We start from the raw sequence: 17,950 nt of genomic DNA, 5'->3' as shown, positions 1-17,950 counted from the left end.
TCGTCGGCCGCGACTTTTTTTTTTAAGCCACGGGCCGCCCCCTGGGGGGGGGGCGGCCCCGGGGCGGGGGTGTGTTTGGGCCGCCCAAACCGGGGGCCGCGGTCCGGGGGTGTACCGTTCCCCGCGGTGTTGGGGGTTCCGGGGCCCCGGGCTCCGGGGGCCCCCCCGTCCGCGTGTCTGTGCGCATACTGAGGGCTGTTGGGTGTGTCGTACAGGGAGCGCTGCCAGGTGACGGAGGCGGAGGACCGCAAGCCGCAGTCGGACGAGGCCAGGGGCACGTTCGACCCCGAGGTCACATCCGAGTTCGCGATCCCCGACGGGCTGGATCTGGCCAGGGCGCCCGCCGAGCCGGAGACGACGTCCGAGTTCGCGCTGCCGGACGGGCTCGACGTCCCGTCGCCGCCCGCCGCCGAGCCCGAGGGGTCGGCGTTCAGCCCGCCGCGGACGTACAGCTCGCGCAGCGCGCCGGCCGCGTTCACGCCGGCGAGCGGGATCCCCGTGGTCCGGCTCACCAAGGACCTGCCCTGGCAGGACCGGATGCGCACGATGCTGCGCATGCCGGTGGCCGAGCGGCCCGCCCCGGAGCTGGTGCAGAAGCCCGAGGAGGAGGGACCGGCCGTCCCGCGCGTCCTCGACCTGACCCTGCGTATCGGTGAGCTGTTGCTGGCCGGTGGCGAGGGCGCCGAGGACGTGGAGGCCGCGATGTTCGCGGTCTGCCGCTCCTACGGCCTGGACCGCTGTGAGCCGACCGTCACGTTCACCCTGTTGTCGATCTCGTACCAGCCGTCCCTCGTCGACGATCCCGTCTCGGCCTCCCGGACGGTGCGCCGCCGGGGCACCGACTACACGCGTCTGGCGGCCGTCTACCAGCTCGTCGACGACCTCAGTGACCCCGAGACGCACATCTCCCTGGAGGAGGCCTACCGGCGTCTCGCGGAGATCCGCCGCAACCGCCACCCCTACCCGACGTGGGTGCTGACGTCCGCGAGCGGGCTGCTCGCCGGTGCCGCCTCGGTGCTCGTCGGTGGTGACCTGATCGTGTTCGTCGCGGCCGCGCTCGGCGCGATGCTCGGCGACCGGCTGGCCTGGCTGTGCGCGGGGCGCGGACTGCCGGAGTTCTACCAGTTCACGGTGGCCGCGATGCCGCCGGCCGCGATGGGGGTCGCGCTCACGCTGCTGCACGTCGACGTGAAGGCGTCGGCGGTCATCACCGGTGGGCTGTTCGCGTTGCTGCCCGGGCGGGCGCTGGTGGCGGGCGTGCAGGACGGGCTGACCGGCTTCTACATCACCGCCGCGGCGCGGTTGCTCGAGGTCATGTACTTCTTCGTGGGCATCGTCGTCGGGGTGCTCGTGGTGCTGTACTTCGGCGTCCAGCTGGGCGCCCAGCTGAACCCGGACGCGGCGCTGTACATCGCCGAGCGGCCCCTGCTCCAGATCGCCGCGTCGATGCTGCTGTCGCTGACCTTCGCCGTGCTGTTGCAGCAGGAACGGTCCACCGTGGTCGCGGTGACCCTGAACGGCGGCGTCGCGTGGATCGTGTACGGCGCCATGCACTACGCCGGGAACATCTCGCCGGTCGCCTCCACAGCGGCGGCCGCGGGGCTGGTGGGGTTGTTCGGGCAGTTGCTGTCGCGCTACCGGTACGCGTCCGCGCTGCCGTACACGACGGCTGCGATCGGGCCGCTGCTGCCGGGTTCCGCGACGTACTTCGGGCTGTTGTCGATCGCGGGGAACGACGTGGATTCCGGGCTGGGGTCGCTGACCAAGGCGGCGGCGCTGGCGATGGCCATCGCGATCGGGGTCAACCTGGGGTCGGAGATCTCGCGGCTGTTCCTCCGGCTGCCGGGTGCTGCCACCGGGGGGCGGCGGGCCGCCAAGCGGACGCGAGGGTTCTGAGGCTGCCCGCGGCGTTCTCGGGGCCGGGCGCCCGCGCCCATGGCGTTCGGGCGGGGCGCCTACGGGCTCGGGGCGGCCGGTTGGCGGGGCGGCTGCGGGTTGTGGGGGCCGCGCAGTTCGCCGCGCCCCGAGGGCGTGTCAGTTCTGCCGGTAGGGGTCGTACGGTTCCTGCTGCTGCGGGTACTGCTGCTGGGGGTACGGCTGGGCGTACGGCTGCTGCTGCTGCTGTGGTTGCGGGTACTGCTGCGGGTAGCCCTGGTTTTCGTACCCCTGCTGGCCGTAACCCTGCTGGCCGTAACCCTGCTGGCCGTACCCCTGCTGCTGGTGGCCCTGGTTGCCGTAACCCCCCTGCTGCTGCGGGTAGCCCTGGTCGCCGTGGTCCTGCCGGCCGTAGCCCTGGTCGTTCCGGTGGTCCGGCTCGATGCGGCGGAGCTGGGTCGTGGCGTCGTCCATCACGGGCTGCTGCTGGAGCGGAGGCTGCTGCTGGAACCGGGACTGCCCGTCCTCGGGCTGCTCGGGCGGGTTCTTCTTGTTCTTCGAACGGGCGCGCCAGAACTCGAAGATGATCGGCAGGACCGAGACGAGGACGATCAGAATCAGGATCGCCTCGATGTTCTCCTTGACGAAGCCGACGTTGCCCAGCCAGGCGCCGAGCATGGTCACGCCCGCGCCCCACAGGACGCCGCCGAGGACGTTGAAGATCAGGAACGAGCGGTACCGCATACCGCTGACGCCCGCGATGATCGGCGTGAAGGTGCGCACAATGGGCACGAAGCGGGCCAGGACCAGGGACTTCGGGCCGTACTTCTCGAAGAACTCGTGGGCCTTGGTGACGTTCTCCTGCTTGAAGAGGCGGGAGTCGGGGCGGGTGAAGAGCGACGGTCCCACCTTCTTGCCGAACATGTAGCCCGCCTGGTCGCCGAGGATCGCGGCGACGCAGATCAGTGCGATGGCCGCCCACAGCGGGAAGTCCAGCTGCTTGGACGTGATCAGCAGACCGGCCGTGAACAGCAGCGAGTCGCCCGGCAGGAAGAAGCCGATGAGCAGGCCCGATTCGGCGAACACGATGAGGAGCAGGCCCCAGATCCCGAAGCTGTCCAGCAGATAGTTCGGATCCAGCCAGCTCGGTCCGAGGGCAAGCGTCGTCACGGTTCCGGGCTCCTGAGGGGTCGGGAAGTACGGCGTCCAATACGGCCGGACAAAGCTATCAACGGAAAGTGTCCACCCCAGGTTCCACCGGGGTCCCCAGGATGCACTGTGCGCGACCGTGGGCCCGGGAGCGGGGCTCCCGGGCCCGGGTCCTAGGGCGTCTGCCGGGCCTCGTTGGCCTTGATCGCGTCGCGCATGTAGACCGCGAGGCCGGGACGGATCCCGTCGTACATCGCCGTGAACCGCGGGTCGGAGACGTACATCTCGCCGAGGCAGCTGTGCATCTCGTGGGAGCAGTCGTAGTACGACCGCGTGATGAACAGGCGGTGCTCCTCGGCGGTGTCCATGGCCGCCTCGGAGTCCGCCGGGGCGCCGGTGGCCATCACGTCGGCCATGTTCCGGTGGATCCCGTCGAACTCCTCGGTGACGCGCTTCCAGTCCTCCTTGGTGTAGGAGGCGGTGCGCTCGCGCGACTGGCGGTAGGCGTCCGTGCTGCCCCAGCGCTCGCGCACCTCGTCCTCGTACTGGTCGGGGTCGCGGTCCCCGAACACCTCGAACTTCTCCTCTGGCGTGAGGTTGATGCCCATCTTGCGTGCCTCCATGGCCTGCTCCACGGCCACCGCCATCTTCTGCAGCTTCTCGATCCGGGCGGTCAGCAGTTCGTGCTGGCGGCGCAGGTGCGCGCGCGGGTCCGCGGCCGGGTCGTCGAGCAGGGCGGCGACCTCGTCGAGTGGGAAGCCGAGCTCCCGGTAGAACAGGATCTGCTGCAGCCGGTCGAGGTCGGCGTCGTTGTAACGCCGGTGACCCGCGTGGCTGCGCTCGCTCGGGGCGAGCAGGCCGATGCCGTCGTAGTGGTGCAGAGTGCGCACCGTGACCCCGGCGTACCCGGCGACCTGTCCCACGGAGTAGCTCACTTCCGCTCCTTCTCTCGGTACGCCTCCACGCTGAGCCCTCACGCCACGTTAGGTGCAAGCCGGAATCGGCGGCCTCATCGGCTGAGGCGGGCGAAGCGCCGTACGGCCAGCGGGAAGAAGACCGCGAGCAGCGCCAGCGGCCAGACGACCGCGGCCCACAGGTGCCCGGGCTCACCGCCGGGGTTGCCGAACAGGTCGCGCACGGCTGTCGCGGTCTGGGACATCGGGTTCCACTGGACGACCGTGCCGAGCCAGCCCGGCATGGCCTCCGGTGTGGCGATCGCGTTCGACAGGAAGCCCACCGGCCAGACCAGGATCTGCACGGCCTGCACCAGCTCCGGCTTCCCGGCGACCATCGCCAGGTGGATGCCGACCCACAGCATGGCGAACCGGAACAGCAGCAGCAGCCCCACGCCGCCCAGGAAGGCCACCGGCCCGCCGTGCGCGCGCCAGCCCAGGGCGAGGCCGACGCCGAGGAGGACGGCCAGGGCGAGCGCCGACTGGAGCATGTCGGCGACGGAACGGCCCACCAGGACCGCGCCGTTGGTCATGGGCATCGACCGGAAGCGGTCGATCACCCCCTTGTTGAGGTCCTCGGTGACGGCGATCATCGTGCCCTCCAGGCCGAAGGCCATGGTGAGCGCGAGCATCCCGGGCAACAGGTAGTCGATGTACTCGCCGGTGACGGCCCGGCCGCCGCCGATCAGGTAGCCGAACATCACCAGCAGCATCACCGGGAAGGCGACGCCCACGGCCACCTGGACCGGTTGCCGGGCCCAGTGGGAGAGCTCACGGCGGGTCATGGTCCAGGAGTCGGTCAGCGCGTGCGTGGTCATACGGCCTCCTTCGCACGGTCGGCGGTCAGGTGCAGGAACGCCTCGTCCAGGGTGGGGCGGCGCAGTGCCACGTCCTCGGCCTCGACACCGGCCTCCTGCAGCGCCCGTACGACTGCGGCCAGCGTCGCCATCCGGTCGGTGACCGGTGCGCTGAGCAGCCGCCGGTCGGCGTCGACGGTGATGTCGTCCTTCGGTACGGGCAGCAACGCGACGGCGGTGCCCAGCTGGCCCGCGTCGCGCAGGACGACGTCGATCCGGTCGCCGCCGGTGAGTGCCTTCAGCTCGTCCGAGGTGCCCTCGGCGACGACCCGGCCGAGGTCGACGACGGAGATGCGGTCGGCGAGCTGATCGGCCTCCTCCAGGTACTGCGTGGTGAGCAGCACCGTCGTACCGCCGCCGGCCAGGGTGCGGACCGACGCCCACACCTCGGCGCGGCCGCGTGGGTCGAGGCCCGTGGTGGGTTCGTCCAGGAACAGCACCTCCGGGTCGGTGATCAGGGACGCGGCGAGGTCCAGGCGGCGCCGCATGCCGCCGCTGTACTGCTTGACGGCCTTGCGGCCGGTGTCCGCGAGGCCGAAGCGCTCCAGGAGCTCTCCGGCCCGCACGCGCGCCTGCCGGGCGCCCAGGTGGTAGAGGCGCCCGAACATCTCCAGGTTCTGGAAGCCGCTCAGTTCCTCGTCCACTGCCGCGTGCTGACCGAGCAGCCCGATCCTGACCCGCACCTCGTACGCCGCCCGCATCACGTCGTGCCCGGCCACCTCGACGCGGCCCGCGTCGGGGCGCAGCAGCGTGGACAGGATGCGGACCAGGGTGGTCTTGCCGGCGCCGTTCGGCCCGAGCACTCCGTGCACCGCGCCGCGCGCGACCGAGAGGTCGAGCCCGTCCAGTGCGTGCTTGACGTCTTTTCCGTTGCCGTACTTCTTGCGTGCTCCTACGACGGTGATCGCCGTGTCGGCCACTGGGCCACTCCCTTGCTGACCTGGATCACTAGTCAAGCTTGACTAGCGAAGCCCACCGTAAGGCCCGCGCGGCAGGTCGGTCAAACTTGATTAGACGAGATCGGTGACGGTCAGCGGAGATCCTCCGGGTGCCGCTCCCGCGTCGCGTACGGGTTCTCCTCGCCCTCGGCGAGCACGCCGACGAACGGCTCGCCCTCGTGGGCGAAGGTGTAGGCGCCGCCCTCGATACGGCCGATCACGCCCCTGGCCCACTCGGCCTCGGCGTCGGCCGTGTGGATCCAGAGGTTCATGATCTCGCCGATGTGGCCCAGCTGTCCGGGGCCGTCCTCGGGGACGTAGTGGTCGGTGACGGCGGCGCGCCACTCCTCGATGCGGCGGATGCGCTCCTTGAGCAGCGCGACCGCCTCGGCCCTCGGCAGGTCGACCATGAAGCCGATGGCCGCGGACTTGACGTCGACCTTCTGGTCGTAGGAGGTCAGCGCGTCGCGCAGGAGTGTGAAGTACTCCTCGTCTCCCGCCGGCGTGATCTCGTACTCGGTGCGCGGCGGGCCCCCCGCGGTGGAGGGGGCGATCTCGTGCGCGTGCAGCAGGCCCTGCTTGGCCATCTGCTTCAGCGCGTGGTAGATCGAGCCGGGCTTGGCGTTGGACCACTCGTGGGCGCCCCAGTACTCCAGGTCGTTGCGCACCTGGTACCCGTGGGCCCGCCCGTGCTGGCGGACGGCGCCCAGCACCAGGAGACGGATCGCTGACATGCGATCCAGATTAGGCCGACGCCCCGGACCGTCCGAGGTCGACCCTCGACCCCGGACGCCCGCTCGCGGCCCTCAGAACGGGAACCGGCTCCGGCCGTGCTGCACGGAGATCCACTTCAGCGTCGTGAAGGCGTCCAGGGTGGTCTCGCCGTTCAGTCGGCCGAGACCCGAGTCCTTCTCGCCGCCGAACGGCACGAGCGGCTCGTCGTGCACGGTGCCGTCGTTGACGTGAAACATGCCGGTGTCGATGCGCTGGGCGAAGCGGACGCCGCGCTCGACGTCGGCGGTGTGCACGGCACCGCTCAGACCGAACGGAGTGTCGTTGACGAGGCGCACGGCCTCCTCCTCGCCGTCGAAGGGGACGAGGAGAGCGACCGGGCCGAAGATCTCCTGCCGCAGCAGCCCCGAGTCCGCCGGTACGTCCGTCAGGACCGAGGGCTCGACCAGGTTGCCCCGCGTGGAGCCGCGCAGCAGCGCGGTGGCACCCTCGGCGATCGCCTGGTCGACGACGGACGTGATCGCCTCCGACTGCGAGGAGTTGATCAGCGGGCCGATGACCGTCTCCGGGTCGCTCGGGTCACCGGCCTTGAGGCCGCGCACCTTGGCGACGAACTTCTCGGTGAACGCGCCCGCGACCGAGCGGTCCACCAGGATGCGGTTGGCGGCCATGCAGACCTGGCCCTGATGCACGTACCGGCTGAAGACGGCCGCGTCGACGGCGTAGTCGAGGTCGGCGTCGTCGAGGACCACCAGCGCGCTGTTGCCGCCGAGTTCGAGGATCGCGCGCTTGAAGTGCCGGGCGCAGACGGTGGCGACGTGCCGGCCGACCTTGTCGGAGCCGGTGAAGGAGATGACCTTGGGGACCGGGTGCTCCAGGAAGGCGTCGTTGATCTCCGCGATGTCGGTGACGACGACGTTGAGCACACCGGCGGGCAGTCCCGCGTCCGCGAAGAGCCCGGCGATGGCGGTGCCGCCCACGACGGGGGTGTCCTGGTGGGGCTTGAGGACGACGGCGTTGCCCAGGGCGAGGGCCGGGGCGACCGACTTGAGGGACAACAGGAAGGGGAAGTTGAAGGGGCTGATCACCCCGACGACGCCGACCGGGACGCGGTACAGGCGGTTCTCCTTGCCGGGGTCCGGGGAGGGGATCAGGCGGTGCTCGGTGCGCGTCGTGAGGGTCACGGCCTCACGCAGGAACTCCTTGGCGAGGTGCAGTTCGAAGCCGGCCTTCACGCGCGTGCCGCCCAGCTCGGCGACGATCGCCTCGGTGAGCTCCAGCTCGCGCTCCTCGACCAGCCGCAGCACCTTCTCCAGCACGGCACGGCGGGCGTGGGACCCGGCCTCGGCCCACTCCCGCTGGGCACGGGCGGCGGCACGATAGGCCTGATCTATCTCGCCGACCGTGGCTATGGTGATCGCGGCCAGCTTCTCGCCGTCGTACGGGTTGAAGTCGATGATGTCCCAGGAACCCGTGCCCGGACGCCACTCGCCGTCGATGTACTGCTGAGCCAGGTCGGTGAAGTAGGACGACATGCGACTCCTCAATCCCTGCCGGTGAAGCAGTGCCTGATCACACGTCATCGTACTTGTGTCGCAACAGAGTTGGAGTGACTCCCGGCGAACGACCCGGGGACACCCTTCAGGAGAGCTGGAGCAGCCCCCGCAGCAGGTCCCGGCTCTCGTCCGGCCCCGGGCTGTCCCGCTGGAGTTCCTTCAGCGCCTTCTCGTACTGGGCGACGTCCTCCGCCTTGTCCAGGTAGAGCGCGCTGGTGAGCTGCTCCAGGTACACCACGTCCGACAGGTCGGACTCCGGGAAGCCGAGGATGGTGAAGGCGCCGGACTCGCCGGAGTGCCCGCCGAAGCTGAACGGCATGATCTGGAGCCGCACGTTGGGCCGCTCGGAGAACTCGATCAGGTGCTGGAGCTGGCCGCGCATCACCTCGCGGTCGCCGTAGGGCCGGCGCAGGGCGGCCTCGTCGAGCACGATGTGGAAGTCGGGGGCGTTCTCGGAGACGAGGTGCTTCTGCCGCTCCAGGCGCAGCGCCACCCGCTTCTCGACGTCGGCCTCGCCGGCACCCTTCATGCCGCGCCGGACGACGGCGCGCGCGTACGCCTCGGTCTGGAGCAGGCCGTGCACGAACTGCACCTCGTACGCGCGGATCAGGGACGCAGCGCCCTCCAGGCCCACATAGGTGGGGAACCAGTTCGGCAGGACGTCGGAGTAACTGTGCCACCAGCCCGCGACATTGGCTTCCCGGGCGAGGGACACCAGCGACGTCCGCTCCGTCTCGTCCACGATTCCGTACAGCGTCAGCAGGTCCTCGACGTCCCTCGTCTTGAAGCTCACCCGGCCCAGCTCCATCCGGCTGATCTTCGACTCGGAGGCGCGGATGTGATACCCCGCCGCCTCGCGCGTGATGCCCCGCGCCTCTCGCAGTCTCCTGAGTTGCGAGCCGAGCAGCATCCGCCGCACCACCGATCCGGGCTCTCCCGCGCTCACGTTCCAGCCTCCCCAACCGTCTTCCGGGCCCGCAGTCTGCCACTAAAACACTCCGAGCTGTACTCGTCCGATTACACAGATGGAAAGAAGCCAAAGATTCCGGATCCCTTGAGGAAGCCCAGGGAAAGGAGAAGGCAAGCAGGCGACGTGAAGATGGCGGAAAAAATGGCCAACAAGTGGTACGGGTGGGTCCAATTCGGTCGCGTGCACGTGCATCTGCCCTTGCATCTGCTGTACGCATCCGAAACCATGGTCCCGCGCCACCGCTGCATCGCCACGACCGCGAATTCCCGGGGGAGTGCCTCGCATGGGGACGAATGGATCGACCATGCTCGAGCCTTTACGGCAGGGCCTTCCGCCGCTGGACCCCACGGCCGTCTCCAACGCCGCATCCTGCGCCCTGCCCGCCCGTTACGAAGCGGTGCGCGAGGCACGGCAGTTCACCCGCAGAACGCTCGACCAGTGGGATGTCGGCCACCGCTTCGACGACGTCTGCCTGGTGGTCTCCGAACTGGTCACCAACGCCCTGCGGCACGGCCTGCCGTCCGTCGCCCCGCGCCCGCCGGCCAGGGACGGCGACCACACCCCGCCCCAGGTGCGGCTGCACCTGATGCGCTGGACCGAGCGGCTGGTGTGCGCGGTACGCGATCCCAGCAACGACAGTCCGGTCGCGCGTGAGGCGGACGACTTCTCGGCGGAGTCCGGTCGGGGACTGTTCCTCGTCGACTCCTTCTGCGACAGCTGGGGCTGGCACCCGCTGGCCGGCACGCTGAGCGGCAAGGTCGTCTGGGCGATGTTCCGGCTCCAGCCCGACGGCTGAGCAACCTCGGCACCTCCTGGTGCCGAGGTTCTACGCGCGTCACTACGCGTCAGTGGGCACTCACCCGGTGTCGCACCCTGCGGGATCAGCCCGCGATCAGGTGGTCGAACTCGCCGTCCTTCACACCGGCGAGCATCGCCTCGATCTCCGCGCGCGTGTAGACGAGCGCCGGCCCGTCCGGGAAGTTCGAGTTGCGCACCGCCACCCTTCCGCCCGGCAACCGCGCGAACTCCACGCAGGAGCCCTGCGAATTGCTGTGCCGGCTCTTCTGCCAGGCCGCCCCGCGCAGCTTCGTGGCGGCCATGCCGTTGTACACGCCGAACGCGCCGGCGCCGTGGTGCACGTCACCCTCGTACACGTCACCGTCGTTCACGTCGTGATCCACAGGTCGCTCCCCGGTGGTGCACTGGCTGGTATGGCCATGGATGCAGTGGTCAACTGAGGCGGATCATAACCTTGTTCATGTGCAGATGCATGGGCAGATGCACGTGCACGGGGGGTGGCCCTGCGGTTACAGCTTTGACGCCCGCTTCACCGAAGTCGTTCCAGCGTCTGCCCCAGGGATCGCATGACATGCGACCGCCAGCCCCCGTCCATGATCTTCCGCGCCATCGACTGCGCCGGATCGTCCGGATCGAATCCTTCGTGCACTAGGAACAGACGCGTTCCGCGCCCTTCCTGTTCCAGCATCCACGTGATGGTCCAGTCCGCCCCGTCGGCGCGATCGGCGTCCGCCCACCGGACGCGCAGCATCCGCTCGACGTCGTAACCGAGCACGGACACCTCCACGACACCGGAGAAGTCGGTGTTGGGGCGGGGGACGGAGGTCATCCGGTAGCGGTGGCCGACCTCCAGATGGAAGTTCTCGGAGCCCGGCATCTGCCACTGTGCCAGCAGCTCGGGGTCGGTCAGCGCCCGCCAGACCTTGGCCGGCGGATGCGGGAAGAACTGGTCGACGCGGATGACGGTGAGGTCGTCGTCATCGCCTACGGGGTGGGGCGGGGTGCTCATGTCGGTTCATCGTCGGGCATGCGGTCGAGCAGATCACCGAGGCCCGTCAGCCGCTCGCGCCAGAACCGCTCGTACGGATGGAGCCAGTCCTGTACGTCGGCGAGCGGGGCCGCCTCCAGGCGGTAGATGCGCTGCCGGCCGGAACGCTGCTCGGAGACCAGCCCGGCGTCCCGGAGCACCTTCAGATGCTCCGAGAGGCTGGGTCGGCGCATGTCGAAGTGGTCGGCCAGGGCCTGGACGGGCTGCGGCCCGCCGTCGCGCAGCAGCCTCAGCACCTCGCGACGTGTGGCGTTGGCCAGGGCGGCGAACACGCGGTCGGCGGTATCGGCGGTGGCGGTGGCACTCGTCCCGGCCCCGTTGCTGGTCATGGTGTCGTCAGAAGCCTTCCTTCTCCGTCAGCAGCATCAGACCGTTGCCGTCGGGGTCACGGAAGGCGGCCATGCGCCCCCAGGGGTGGTCGTCCGGACCCTGCACCTGGACGCGTGCCTCCGCGAGCCGGGCGCAGTCGGCGTCGACATCGGTCGTGAGCAACATGATCCCCCGGCTGGAGCCGGGCTCGAAACCGCCCATGCCGGGGCCGGAGAGCGTGAAGGCGGTCTGCGCACCGCGCGGGGCGACCTGGAGCCAGCGGCCGGGCGGCATCCGGAGGTCGGCGGTGACCTCGAAGCCGAGGACCTCGGTGTAGAAGCGCAGGGCCCGGTCCTGGTCGGTGACGGGGAGGGTGACGAAGGAGGCGTGGGTGATGTTCGTGGGAGTGCTCATGAACCAGACGATAGGTAGGAGACTCCCTACGAGTCAAGCGTAGGGAGTCTCCTACCTGTCTGCCGTGGCCGGGCCGTCTCGGCTTCAGCGGCTGGAGTACGGCAACAGGGCCATCTCCCGTGCGTTCTTGATCGCGCGGGCCAGCTGCCGCTGCTGCCGGGCCGAGACGCGGGTGACGCGGCGGCTGCGGATCTTGCCGCGCTCGGAGAGGAACTCCCGCAGCAGGTCGGTGTCCTTGTAGTCGATGCAGGTGATCCGCGCCTGGTCCAGGGGGTTGGGGCGGTTCTTGGCGGGCCTGCGGTCGGTCTTGGGGCGGGGCATGGCGGGGGTCAGACCTCCAGGAAGGCGTCGAAGGCGGGCGGCAACCGCTTCCAGGCGGCGCGCCCGGCGGCGTACTCGGCATCGGTGAGCAGGCAGGACTCCAGCAGGTGCGCGAGCCCCTCGCGGTCCAGGCCGGGGGACGTGAAGACCAGGTGCTGGCAGCAGTCGCCGTGTTCCGGGCGCCAGTCCAGCGCGGCGGCGGCGCGCCGGACCGGCGGCACCAGGTCCCACGCCGCGTCGGGCAGCGAGGCGAGCCACGGGCCCGCGCTCTCCACGCACAGGGCGCCCCCCGCGGCGTCCCAGTGCAGCAGCGTGTCCGGCCTGTCGGCGAGCCAGAACCGGCCCCGGCTGCGTGCCGCGGCGCAGGTCAGGTCCTCCAGCGCCTGGTACAGCCGCTCGGGGTGGAAGGGCCGGCGCCGGTGCCAGACGAGGGTCGCGACCCCGTGTGCGTCGGCCTCGGTGGGCAGCAGCGCGCAGGCGGGGTGCTGGGCCGCGGCGGCGGCCTCCGCGTCGAAGCCGGCCAGGGCGGCATGGGCGAGGGGCGAGTGCACGCCGGGCACGCCCCCGGCGCCCCGGATCCCCCGGGCAGTCCGGGCGCACGGGTCACCCGCCGGACCACCGTGGCCGACCGGGACCTGACGAGCCGTCGGGTGCAGCTGGGCGAGCAGTTCGCGGTCCTCGTCGTCGGCCTCCGAGGAGTCCAGGACGGCGAGGACGGGGGCGTACTCCAGCTGCCGCGCGAAGGTGTCCGCGACGGTCCGCCGGTCGGTGACGGCCGCGGCGAGGCCGCCCTCGGCGAGGTCGTCGCCGTTGCCGAGGTACGCCAGCAGCAGCGCGGGGTCGACGGCGGTGATCACGCCGGTGACCGTGAGCCCGCCGGACGCGATCACCTCCGTCATGGCCTTCGGCTCGACGGAGTCCCAGAGCTCGACGACCGCGAGCGGCGTGTCACCGGCGTCCGCGAGCCGCCGCAGCTCGGGGACCAGGTCCGCGCGCAGCGCACAGCACGCGCAGTCGTTGACGAGGGGCGTCTCGCCGGTGTCCCGGACACCACCGGCGTCCCGGACGGTCCGCACGACCGTGCCGCCCGCGGCGGTGGACAGGTCGTGGTGGAGTACGACGCCGCCGGGCACCTCGGCGAGCAGGTGCCCGACAGTGGCCTTGCGGGCGTCGGCGTGCAGTCCGCCGACGACCACGACGGAGAGTTCGGGCATCGACTAGCCCTGCTTCCCGTACCGGCGTTCGAAGCGCTCGACGCGTCCGGCCGTGTCCAGGACGCGGGCCGTGCCGGTGTAGAAGGGGTGGCTGACGTGGGAGATCTCGACGTCGACGACCGGGTGGGCGTTGCCGTCCTCCCAGTCGACCGTCTTCTCGCTGGTGAGCGTGGACCGGGTGAGGAACGCGTAGTTCGCGGCCCGGTCCCGGAAGACGACGAGCCCGTAGTCCGGGTGGATTCCCTTGCGCATGGCGGTGGCTCAGCGCTCCTCTCGGAAGTCGACGTGCCGGCCCGCGACCGGGTCGTACTTGCGCAGGGTCACGCGGTCCGGGTCGTTACGGCGGCTCTTGCGGGTGACGTACGTGTAGCCGGTGCCGGCTGTGGACCGAAGTCTGATGACGGGGCGGAGATCGTTGCGTGCCATGCTGCTATCTTACTGAAAATGAATTCCATTTACGACAGCACCCACGGAGAGGTACGTCACCCATGTCCGCCCACTGCATGCTGACCGGCGCCCGGCCGGGCTTCGGCAACCGCATCTCCCACTCCCACCGCCGCACCTCACGCCGCTTCGACCCCAACATCCAGACCAAGCGCTACTGGCTGCCCGGAGAGAACCGATACGTCCGGCTGCGGCCGAGCACCAAGGGGATCAGGACGGTCGACGTGATCGGCGTCGAGGCGGCGGTGGCCCGCATCCGCGCGCGGGGGGTGAAGGTCTGATGGCCAAGAAGAGCAAGATCGCGAAGAACGCGAAGCGGCGGGAGATCGTCGTGCGGTACGCCGCCCGGCGGGCCGAGCTGAAGGAGATCGTCAGGCGGCCGTCGTCGACGGAGGCCGAACGCCTCGCCGCCCAGCGGGAGCTGCGCGGGCAGCCGCGTGACGCCGCCGCCACGCGCGTACGCAACCGGGACCAGGTGGACGGACGGCCGCGCGGGTACTTCCGGGCGTTCGGGCTGTCCCGGGTGGGTCTGCGGGAGCAGGCGCACGCGGGGCACCTGCCGGGGGTGCGGAAGTCGTCCTGGTAGACGGGGATACGGGCTGCCGGCGTGCTGTGATCGTCGGGCAGCCGGACTGTCAGGCCATAGGGCTGTATGGCTTTGTGCAAGTACGGCTGTGCGCTCGTGGGACGGTACGGCGGTCCGGTCGTAGGGCGGTGCGCCTGTGCGGCCATGCGGTAGGCGGACTGTGTGGCCATCCGGTTGTCCGGCTGCGTGGTCGTCGTGCCGTGATGTTGTCCGGCTGTGCTGTTGTCGGGTTGTGCTGTTGTCGAACTGTGCGGCTGTGCTGTTATCCGGTGGTACGGCTGTACCGCTGTGCGACAGTCCGCCTGTAGGGCCGCGCGGCTCGTGCGGCCCATCGGCTACCGGCTCACCTCTGGGGGCATGCAGTGACTTCCGCGACGACTTCGGTGGCCTACGCGCGCGGTGCGGTGCGCGGGCGGGTGCGGATCGCGGCCGTGGCCGCGGCCGTGGTGGGGGCGGTCGCGCTGACCGCCTGCAGTGGGGGTGGCGGCTCGGAGCCGGATCCGGGCGGGGCCTCGGCCGGCTCTACTCCCGGCCCGGGTACGTCGTCGGCGGGTACCGGTGGCGGCGACGGTGGCGGTTCGCCGTCCGGGGCGGCCGGGGAGCTGGAGGGCAGCTGGCTCGCCACCAGCGAGGGTGAGGCGGTGGCGCTGGTCGTCACCGGCGAGACCGCCGGGCTGTTCGCCACCGGCGGGACCATGTGCAGCGGGCGCGTGGCTGGGGCGTCGGGCACCCGGACGATCCGGCTCACCTGCTCGAAGGGCAAGGACGAGCGCGGCACCGGCACGGTCGGCTCCGTCAGCGCCACGAGCCTGAAGGTGACGTGGGACGGCGGTCTCGGCGAGGAGACGTACACCAGGGCCGAGGGCGGGGAGCTGCCGTCGGACCTGCCGACCGCCGGGCTGCCCACCACAGGGACCGGCTCGTGAGGTGACGCCGGTGAGACGGGCCGGGTGATCGTGCGGCGCCCGCGTACGTGATGATCCAGGGGCATCGTCACGAATCCCAGGGGACCCACTCATGCGCGCTACTTCGCTCACCGTCGGCTCCGCCGCCCTCGCCGCCGCTCTGCTGCTGACCGCCTGTGGGGGCGGTGGCGACGGTGACGACGGCGGCCAGGACACCTCCGCCTGTGTACTCGACGAGGTCGGCGTGGAGGTCGGCCCCGCCAACGCCGCGCCCCTCGCCGGGGACACCGGCAACATCCCCGTCACCGTCACCAACCAGGGCGCCGAGTGCACCCTGGACGGCTTCCCCACCGTCGGCCTCCAGGCCGACGCCACCTCCGCGACCGTGACGGAGGACGAGGCGGCCCAGGCGCAGAAGCTGACGCTCGCCGAGGGCACGGCGGCGACGTTCACGATCACGTACGTCCGGGGCGAGGCAAGCGCCGGCGGCAGCCTCGACGCCACGAGAGTGAAGATCGGCCTGCCGGGCGATTCGGCGACGCGGGGCTTCGCGTGGTCGTACGGCCCTGTCGCGCTCGGCGCGGGGGGTGTGCCGGACGCCTCGGTGGGGGCGTTCCAGCAGGCCGGCGACTGAGGGTCAGTCGAGTCGGCGGCGGGATCCGACCTCCGCCCGGTCCGCCGCGCGTGAGCCCTCGGTCCACCCCGCCGCGTCGGTCACTCCGCGCAGCCGGGTCGTGGTCGTCTCCGGGAACATGTTCTCCGCGTGCTCGGTGACCGAGGCCTCGCGCGAGGCCAGGACCGGGAGCAGCCCGCCGGCCGCGTGGCCCTCGCCGCCGGTCTGCCCGGCGGCCTCGCCCGCGGCCTCTTCGGCGGCCTGCCTGGCGGTCTCCTCGACGGCGGCGGCGAGACGGACGCCGATACGGTGTGCGTACGCGGCGAGGAAGGACTGCCGGAAGGTCCTCGTGCGTCTGCGGCCGCCCGCGCGCTGAGCGGCCTCGGCCTTCGTCATCGCGGTCGTGGCCTGGACGAGGAGCGAGGTGTAGAGGAGTTCGGCCACCTCCAGATCCGGTGCGAAGCCGACGACGGTGGAGAAGCCGAGGGGTTCGTTCCACACCGCGCGGCAGTGGTTGGCGGTGGCGACCACGTCCAGCAGCACCGCCTTGGCCTGCTCGTACGGCTGGTCGACGCCGATCCGCCAGGCCGTCGGCCCGGTCCCACCCCCCGTCTGGCCCGCGAGCAACGCCGCGTCGATGCTGTGCCGCGCCATCAGCTCCTGCGCCTTGGCGCTGAGGGCCTCCGCCTCGTCGGGGAACTCGGTGGCCTCGGCCTTCGCGAGCAGGGCGCGGATGCGGGTCAGCATCCGGGACTCGGACGACTGCTTCTCGGCGCCGGTCCTCGACCGCGTCCGCGTGCCCGTCCGCGTCTGCGGCTCGTCGAGGTCTTCGAGGGTGGGGAGGCGCAGCAGGAGGCGGTACAGCTCCAGGACGGCGGTTGCGTGCGTGAAGCGGTCGGTGCGGGCGGGGGCGGCGGGAGTCTCCTCGGCGAGCTGGGCGAGCTGGGCCGCCCAGCGGGGGCCGCGTGGACGGTCGTCCGGCGCCTGGTCGAGGATCAGCGCGGCCACGAGGCGTTCGTGTACGTCGTCCAGATCGCGGCGGACGATCCGTACGACGTCGGCGGGCTGCCAGCCGCGGCGCCAGGCGCCGGCGACGAACTCCACGCCCCGCCGGGTGACTTCCCCGTCCGCCGCCGGATCGGCGGCGAGCAGGGAGGCGCCGCTGTCGAGGGCGGCGTGGTCCTCGGTGGGGGCGTAGAGGGCGGCCTGGAAGGCCCGGTCGACGGTGCTGGTGTCCACGTGGGGATCGTGTCACGCGGATCGTTGTCAACTCAGGGTTGACGCTGCTCGGCCGTCAACCTACGGTTGACACATGGCGAAGAACCCCGACTTCACGTCGTCCATCCGTCTCGACGACCTCATCGCGGCCATCAAGAACGTCCACAACGAACCCCTGGATCAGCTCCAGGACGCGGTGCTCGCGGGCGAGCACCTGGGCGACGTGGCCGACCACCTGATCGGTCACTTCGTGGACCAGGCCCGGCGCTCCGGCGCCTCCTGGACGGACATCGGCAAGAGCATGGGCGTCACCCGGCAGGCCGCGCAGAAGCGGTTCGTGCCGAAGGAGTCCATGGACCTGGACCCGAGCCAGGGCTTCAGCCGCTACACCCCCCGCGCGCGGAAGGTGGTCGTGGCCTCGCACGACGCGGCCAAGGCGGCGCACCACGCCGAGGGACTGCCCGCGCACCTCGTCCTCGGCCTGCTCACGGAGCCGGAGGCGCTCGCCGCGCTGGCCGTCACGGCACAGGGCGTCACGCTGGACGCGGTCCGCGAGGCGGCGACCGCGGCGCTCCCGCCGGCCGCGGAGGAGGGCCCGGAACTCGTCCCTTACGCCTCGGACTCCAAGAAGGTCCTGGAACTCACCTTCCGCGAGGCCCTCCGCCTCGGCCACAACTACGTCGGCACCGAGCACCTCCTGCTTGCCCTCCTCGAGTTCGAGAACGGCGAGGGCCTGCTGTCCGGCCTCGGCATCACCAAGGCGGGGGTGGAGCAGTACGTCACGGAGGCGCTTGAGCAGTTGATGCGCGAGCGCGAGGGGGGCGCGGGGGAGGCTGCCGGGGGGAGCTGAGGGGGCTCTGGGGCTCCGCAGAGGGCTGGGCGGCTCTGCTCCGGAGGCCGAGGGGGCGGCTGCTCCGGAGGCCGGGGGGGCGGCTGCTCCGGGGGCGGGGGCGGCTCTGCTCCGGAGGCCCGGGGGGCGACGATTCGACACACAGACAGCCGAAGCGCCAGTCAGACCCAGAGTCAGACCCCCGGGCGATGCCGCCTGCA

At 71.1% G+C, this 17,950-nt stretch carries 23 protein-coding genes; 7 read left to right on the top strand and 16 right to left on the bottom strand.

Annotated features, from left to right (window positions below; all coding sequences use genetic code 11):
- The first annotated feature begins 228 nt into the window (after positions 1-228).
- Positions 229-1,896: a threonine/serine exporter ThrE family protein gene (locus ACFV6X_RS18640; protein ID WP_385384673.1), complete on the top strand. Its 1,668-nt coding sequence runs from the start codon at positions 229-231 to the stop codon at positions 1,894-1,896.
- Between the two features lie 138 nt (positions 1,897-2,034).
- Here ACFV6X_RS18640 and ACFV6X_RS18635 read toward each other — a convergent pair whose 3' ends face one another.
- The 7 genes from ACFV6X_RS18635 to ACFV6X_RS18605 all read right to left on the bottom strand — a co-directional run bounded on the left by ACFV6X_RS18635 (position 2,035) and on the right by ACFV6X_RS18605 (position 8,970).
- Positions 2,035-3,045: a DedA family protein gene (locus ACFV6X_RS18635; protein ID WP_385384670.1), complete on the bottom strand. Its 1,011-nt coding sequence runs from the start codon at positions 3,043-3,045 to the stop codon at positions 2,035-2,037.
- 152 nt (positions 3,046-3,197) lie between these two features.
- Positions 3,198-3,959 (bottom strand): MerR family transcriptional regulator, encoded by a 762-nt coding sequence (locus ACFV6X_RS18630; protein WP_385384667.1) that lies wholly within the window; start codon positions 3,957-3,959, stop codon positions 3,198-3,200.
- 74 nt (positions 3,960-4,033) lie between these two features.
- On the bottom strand, positions 4,034-4,795 hold the full coding sequence (locus tag ACFV6X_RS18625; protein WP_385384664.1) for an ABC transporter permease: 762 nt from the start codon (positions 4,793-4,795) through the stop codon (positions 4,034-4,036).
- Positions 4,792-5,754 carry an ATP-binding cassette domain-containing protein gene (locus tag ACFV6X_RS18620; RefSeq protein WP_385384661.1) on the bottom strand — a complete coding sequence of 321 codons (963 nt, stop codon included), beginning with the start codon at positions 5,752-5,754 and terminating at the stop codon, positions 4,792-4,794. Before ACFV6X_RS18620 ends, ACFV6X_RS18625 begins: the two co-directional genes overlap by 4 nt.
- A 110-nt stretch (positions 5,755-5,864) precedes the next feature.
- A complete protein-coding gene (locus ACFV6X_RS18615; RefSeq protein WP_385384658.1) occupies positions 5,865-6,506 on the bottom strand; it encodes a PadR family transcriptional regulator in 642 nt (213 codons plus the stop codon).
- A 72-nt stretch (positions 6,507-6,578) separates the two neighbouring features.
- Positions 6,579-8,039 carry an aldehyde dehydrogenase family protein gene (locus tag ACFV6X_RS18610; protein ID WP_385384655.1) on the bottom strand — a complete coding sequence of 487 codons (1,461 nt, stop codon included), beginning with the start codon at positions 8,037-8,039 and terminating at the stop codon, positions 6,579-6,581.
- A 106-nt stretch (positions 8,040-8,145) separates the two neighbouring features.
- Complete coding sequence (locus ACFV6X_RS18605; RefSeq protein ID WP_385384793.1) at positions 8,146-8,970, bottom strand: helix-turn-helix domain-containing protein; 825 nt, start codon at positions 8,968-8,970, stop codon at positions 8,146-8,148.
- Between the two features lie 364 nt (positions 8,971-9,334).
- On the opposite strand from ACFV6X_RS18605, the gene ACFV6X_RS18600 reads away from it, so the two are divergent.
- A complete protein-coding gene (locus ACFV6X_RS18600; protein WP_385384652.1) occupies positions 9,335-9,826 on the top strand; it encodes an ATP-binding protein in 492 nt (163 codons plus the stop codon).
- A gap of 85 nt (positions 9,827-9,911) precedes the next feature.
- Here ACFV6X_RS18600 and ACFV6X_RS18595 read toward each other — a convergent pair whose 3' ends face one another.
- From ACFV6X_RS18595 to rpmG, 8 genes are all read right to left on the bottom strand, one after another.
- Entirely contained in the window at positions 9,912-10,211 is a 300-nt protein-coding gene (locus ACFV6X_RS18595; RefSeq protein ID WP_385384649.1) for a DUF397 domain-containing protein, read from the bottom strand.
- Between the two features lie 146 nt (positions 10,212-10,357).
- A complete protein-coding gene (locus tag ACFV6X_RS18590; RefSeq protein WP_385384646.1) occupies positions 10,358-10,837 on the bottom strand; it encodes an SRPBCC domain-containing protein in 480 nt (159 codons plus the stop codon).
- Entirely contained in the window at positions 10,834-11,205 is a 372-nt protein-coding gene (locus ACFV6X_RS18585) for an ArsR/SmtB family transcription factor (protein WP_385384643.1), read from the bottom strand. Before ACFV6X_RS18585 ends, ACFV6X_RS18590 begins: the two co-directional genes overlap by 4 nt.
- A gap of 7 nt (positions 11,206-11,212) precedes the next feature.
- A complete protein-coding gene (locus tag ACFV6X_RS18580) occupies positions 11,213-11,599 on the bottom strand; it encodes a VOC family protein (protein WP_385384640.1) in 387 nt (128 codons plus the stop codon).
- A gap of 84 nt (positions 11,600-11,683) precedes the next feature.
- Entirely contained in the window at positions 11,684-11,920 is a 237-nt protein-coding gene (gene rpsR, locus ACFV6X_RS18575; RefSeq protein ID WP_385384637.1) for a 30S ribosomal protein S18, read from the bottom strand.
- A gap of 8 nt (positions 11,921-11,928) precedes the next feature.
- Entirely contained in the window at positions 11,929-13,134 is a 1,206-nt protein-coding gene (locus tag ACFV6X_RS18570) for a CobW family GTP-binding protein (RefSeq protein ID WP_385384634.1), read from the bottom strand.
- 3 nt (positions 13,135-13,137) lie between these two features.
- Positions 13,138-13,386, bottom strand: coding sequence for a type B 50S ribosomal protein L31 (locus ACFV6X_RS18565; RefSeq protein ID WP_385384631.1), 249 nt, complete (start codon positions 13,384-13,386; stop codon positions 13,138-13,140).
- A 9-nt stretch (positions 13,387-13,395) separates the two neighbouring features.
- Positions 13,396-13,560: a 50S ribosomal protein L33 gene (gene rpmG, locus ACFV6X_RS18560; RefSeq protein ID WP_385384628.1), complete on the bottom strand. Its 165-nt coding sequence runs from the start codon at positions 13,558-13,560 to the stop codon at positions 13,396-13,398.
- 62 nt (positions 13,561-13,622) lie between these two features.
- Between rpmG and rpmB the strand changes: the two genes are divergently transcribed.
- From rpmB to ACFV6X_RS18540, 4 genes are all read left to right on the top strand, one after another.
- Positions 13,623-13,859, top strand: coding sequence for a 50S ribosomal protein L28 (gene rpmB, locus ACFV6X_RS18555; protein WP_385384626.1), 237 nt, complete (start codon positions 13,623-13,625; stop codon positions 13,857-13,859).
- Positions 13,859-14,164, top strand: a complete 306-nt coding sequence (gene rpsN, locus ACFV6X_RS18550) for a 30S ribosomal protein S14 (protein ID WP_385384623.1) — start codon at positions 13,859-13,861, stop codon at positions 14,162-14,164. Before rpmB ends, rpsN begins: the two co-directional genes overlap by 1 nt.
- 362 nt (positions 14,165-14,526) lie before the next feature.
- Positions 14,527-15,090: a hypothetical protein gene (locus ACFV6X_RS18545; RefSeq protein WP_385384620.1), complete on the top strand. Its 564-nt coding sequence runs from the start codon at positions 14,527-14,529 to the stop codon at positions 15,088-15,090.
- A gap of 91 nt (positions 15,091-15,181) precedes the next feature.
- Positions 15,182-15,703 carry a DUF4232 domain-containing protein gene (locus ACFV6X_RS18540; protein ID WP_385384618.1) on the top strand — a complete coding sequence of 174 codons (522 nt, stop codon included), beginning with the start codon at positions 15,182-15,184 and terminating at the stop codon, positions 15,701-15,703.
- A gap of 3 nt (positions 15,704-15,706) precedes the next feature.
- Here the strand turns inward: ACFV6X_RS18540 and ACFV6X_RS18535 are convergent, their stop codons facing one another.
- Positions 15,707-16,921, bottom strand: a complete 1,215-nt coding sequence (locus tag ACFV6X_RS18535; protein ID WP_385384615.1) for a DUF2786 domain-containing protein — start codon at positions 16,919-16,921, stop codon at positions 15,707-15,709.
- 73 nt (positions 16,922-16,994) lie between these two features.
- Here ACFV6X_RS18535 and ACFV6X_RS18530 point away from each other — a divergent pair, with 73 nt between their 5' ends.
- Complete coding sequence (locus ACFV6X_RS18530) at positions 16,995-17,750, top strand: Clp protease N-terminal domain-containing protein (protein WP_385384613.1); 756 nt, start codon at positions 16,995-16,997, stop codon at positions 17,748-17,750.
- Positions 17,751-17,950 lie beyond the last annotated feature (200 nt).

Source organism: Streptomyces sp. NPDC059861 (genome assembly GCF_042731435.1).
Classification (GTDB): Bacteria; Actinomycetota; Actinomycetes; order Streptomycetales; family Streptomycetaceae; genus Streptomyces.
This window is presented reverse-complemented; position numbering and strand designations above follow the sequence as displayed.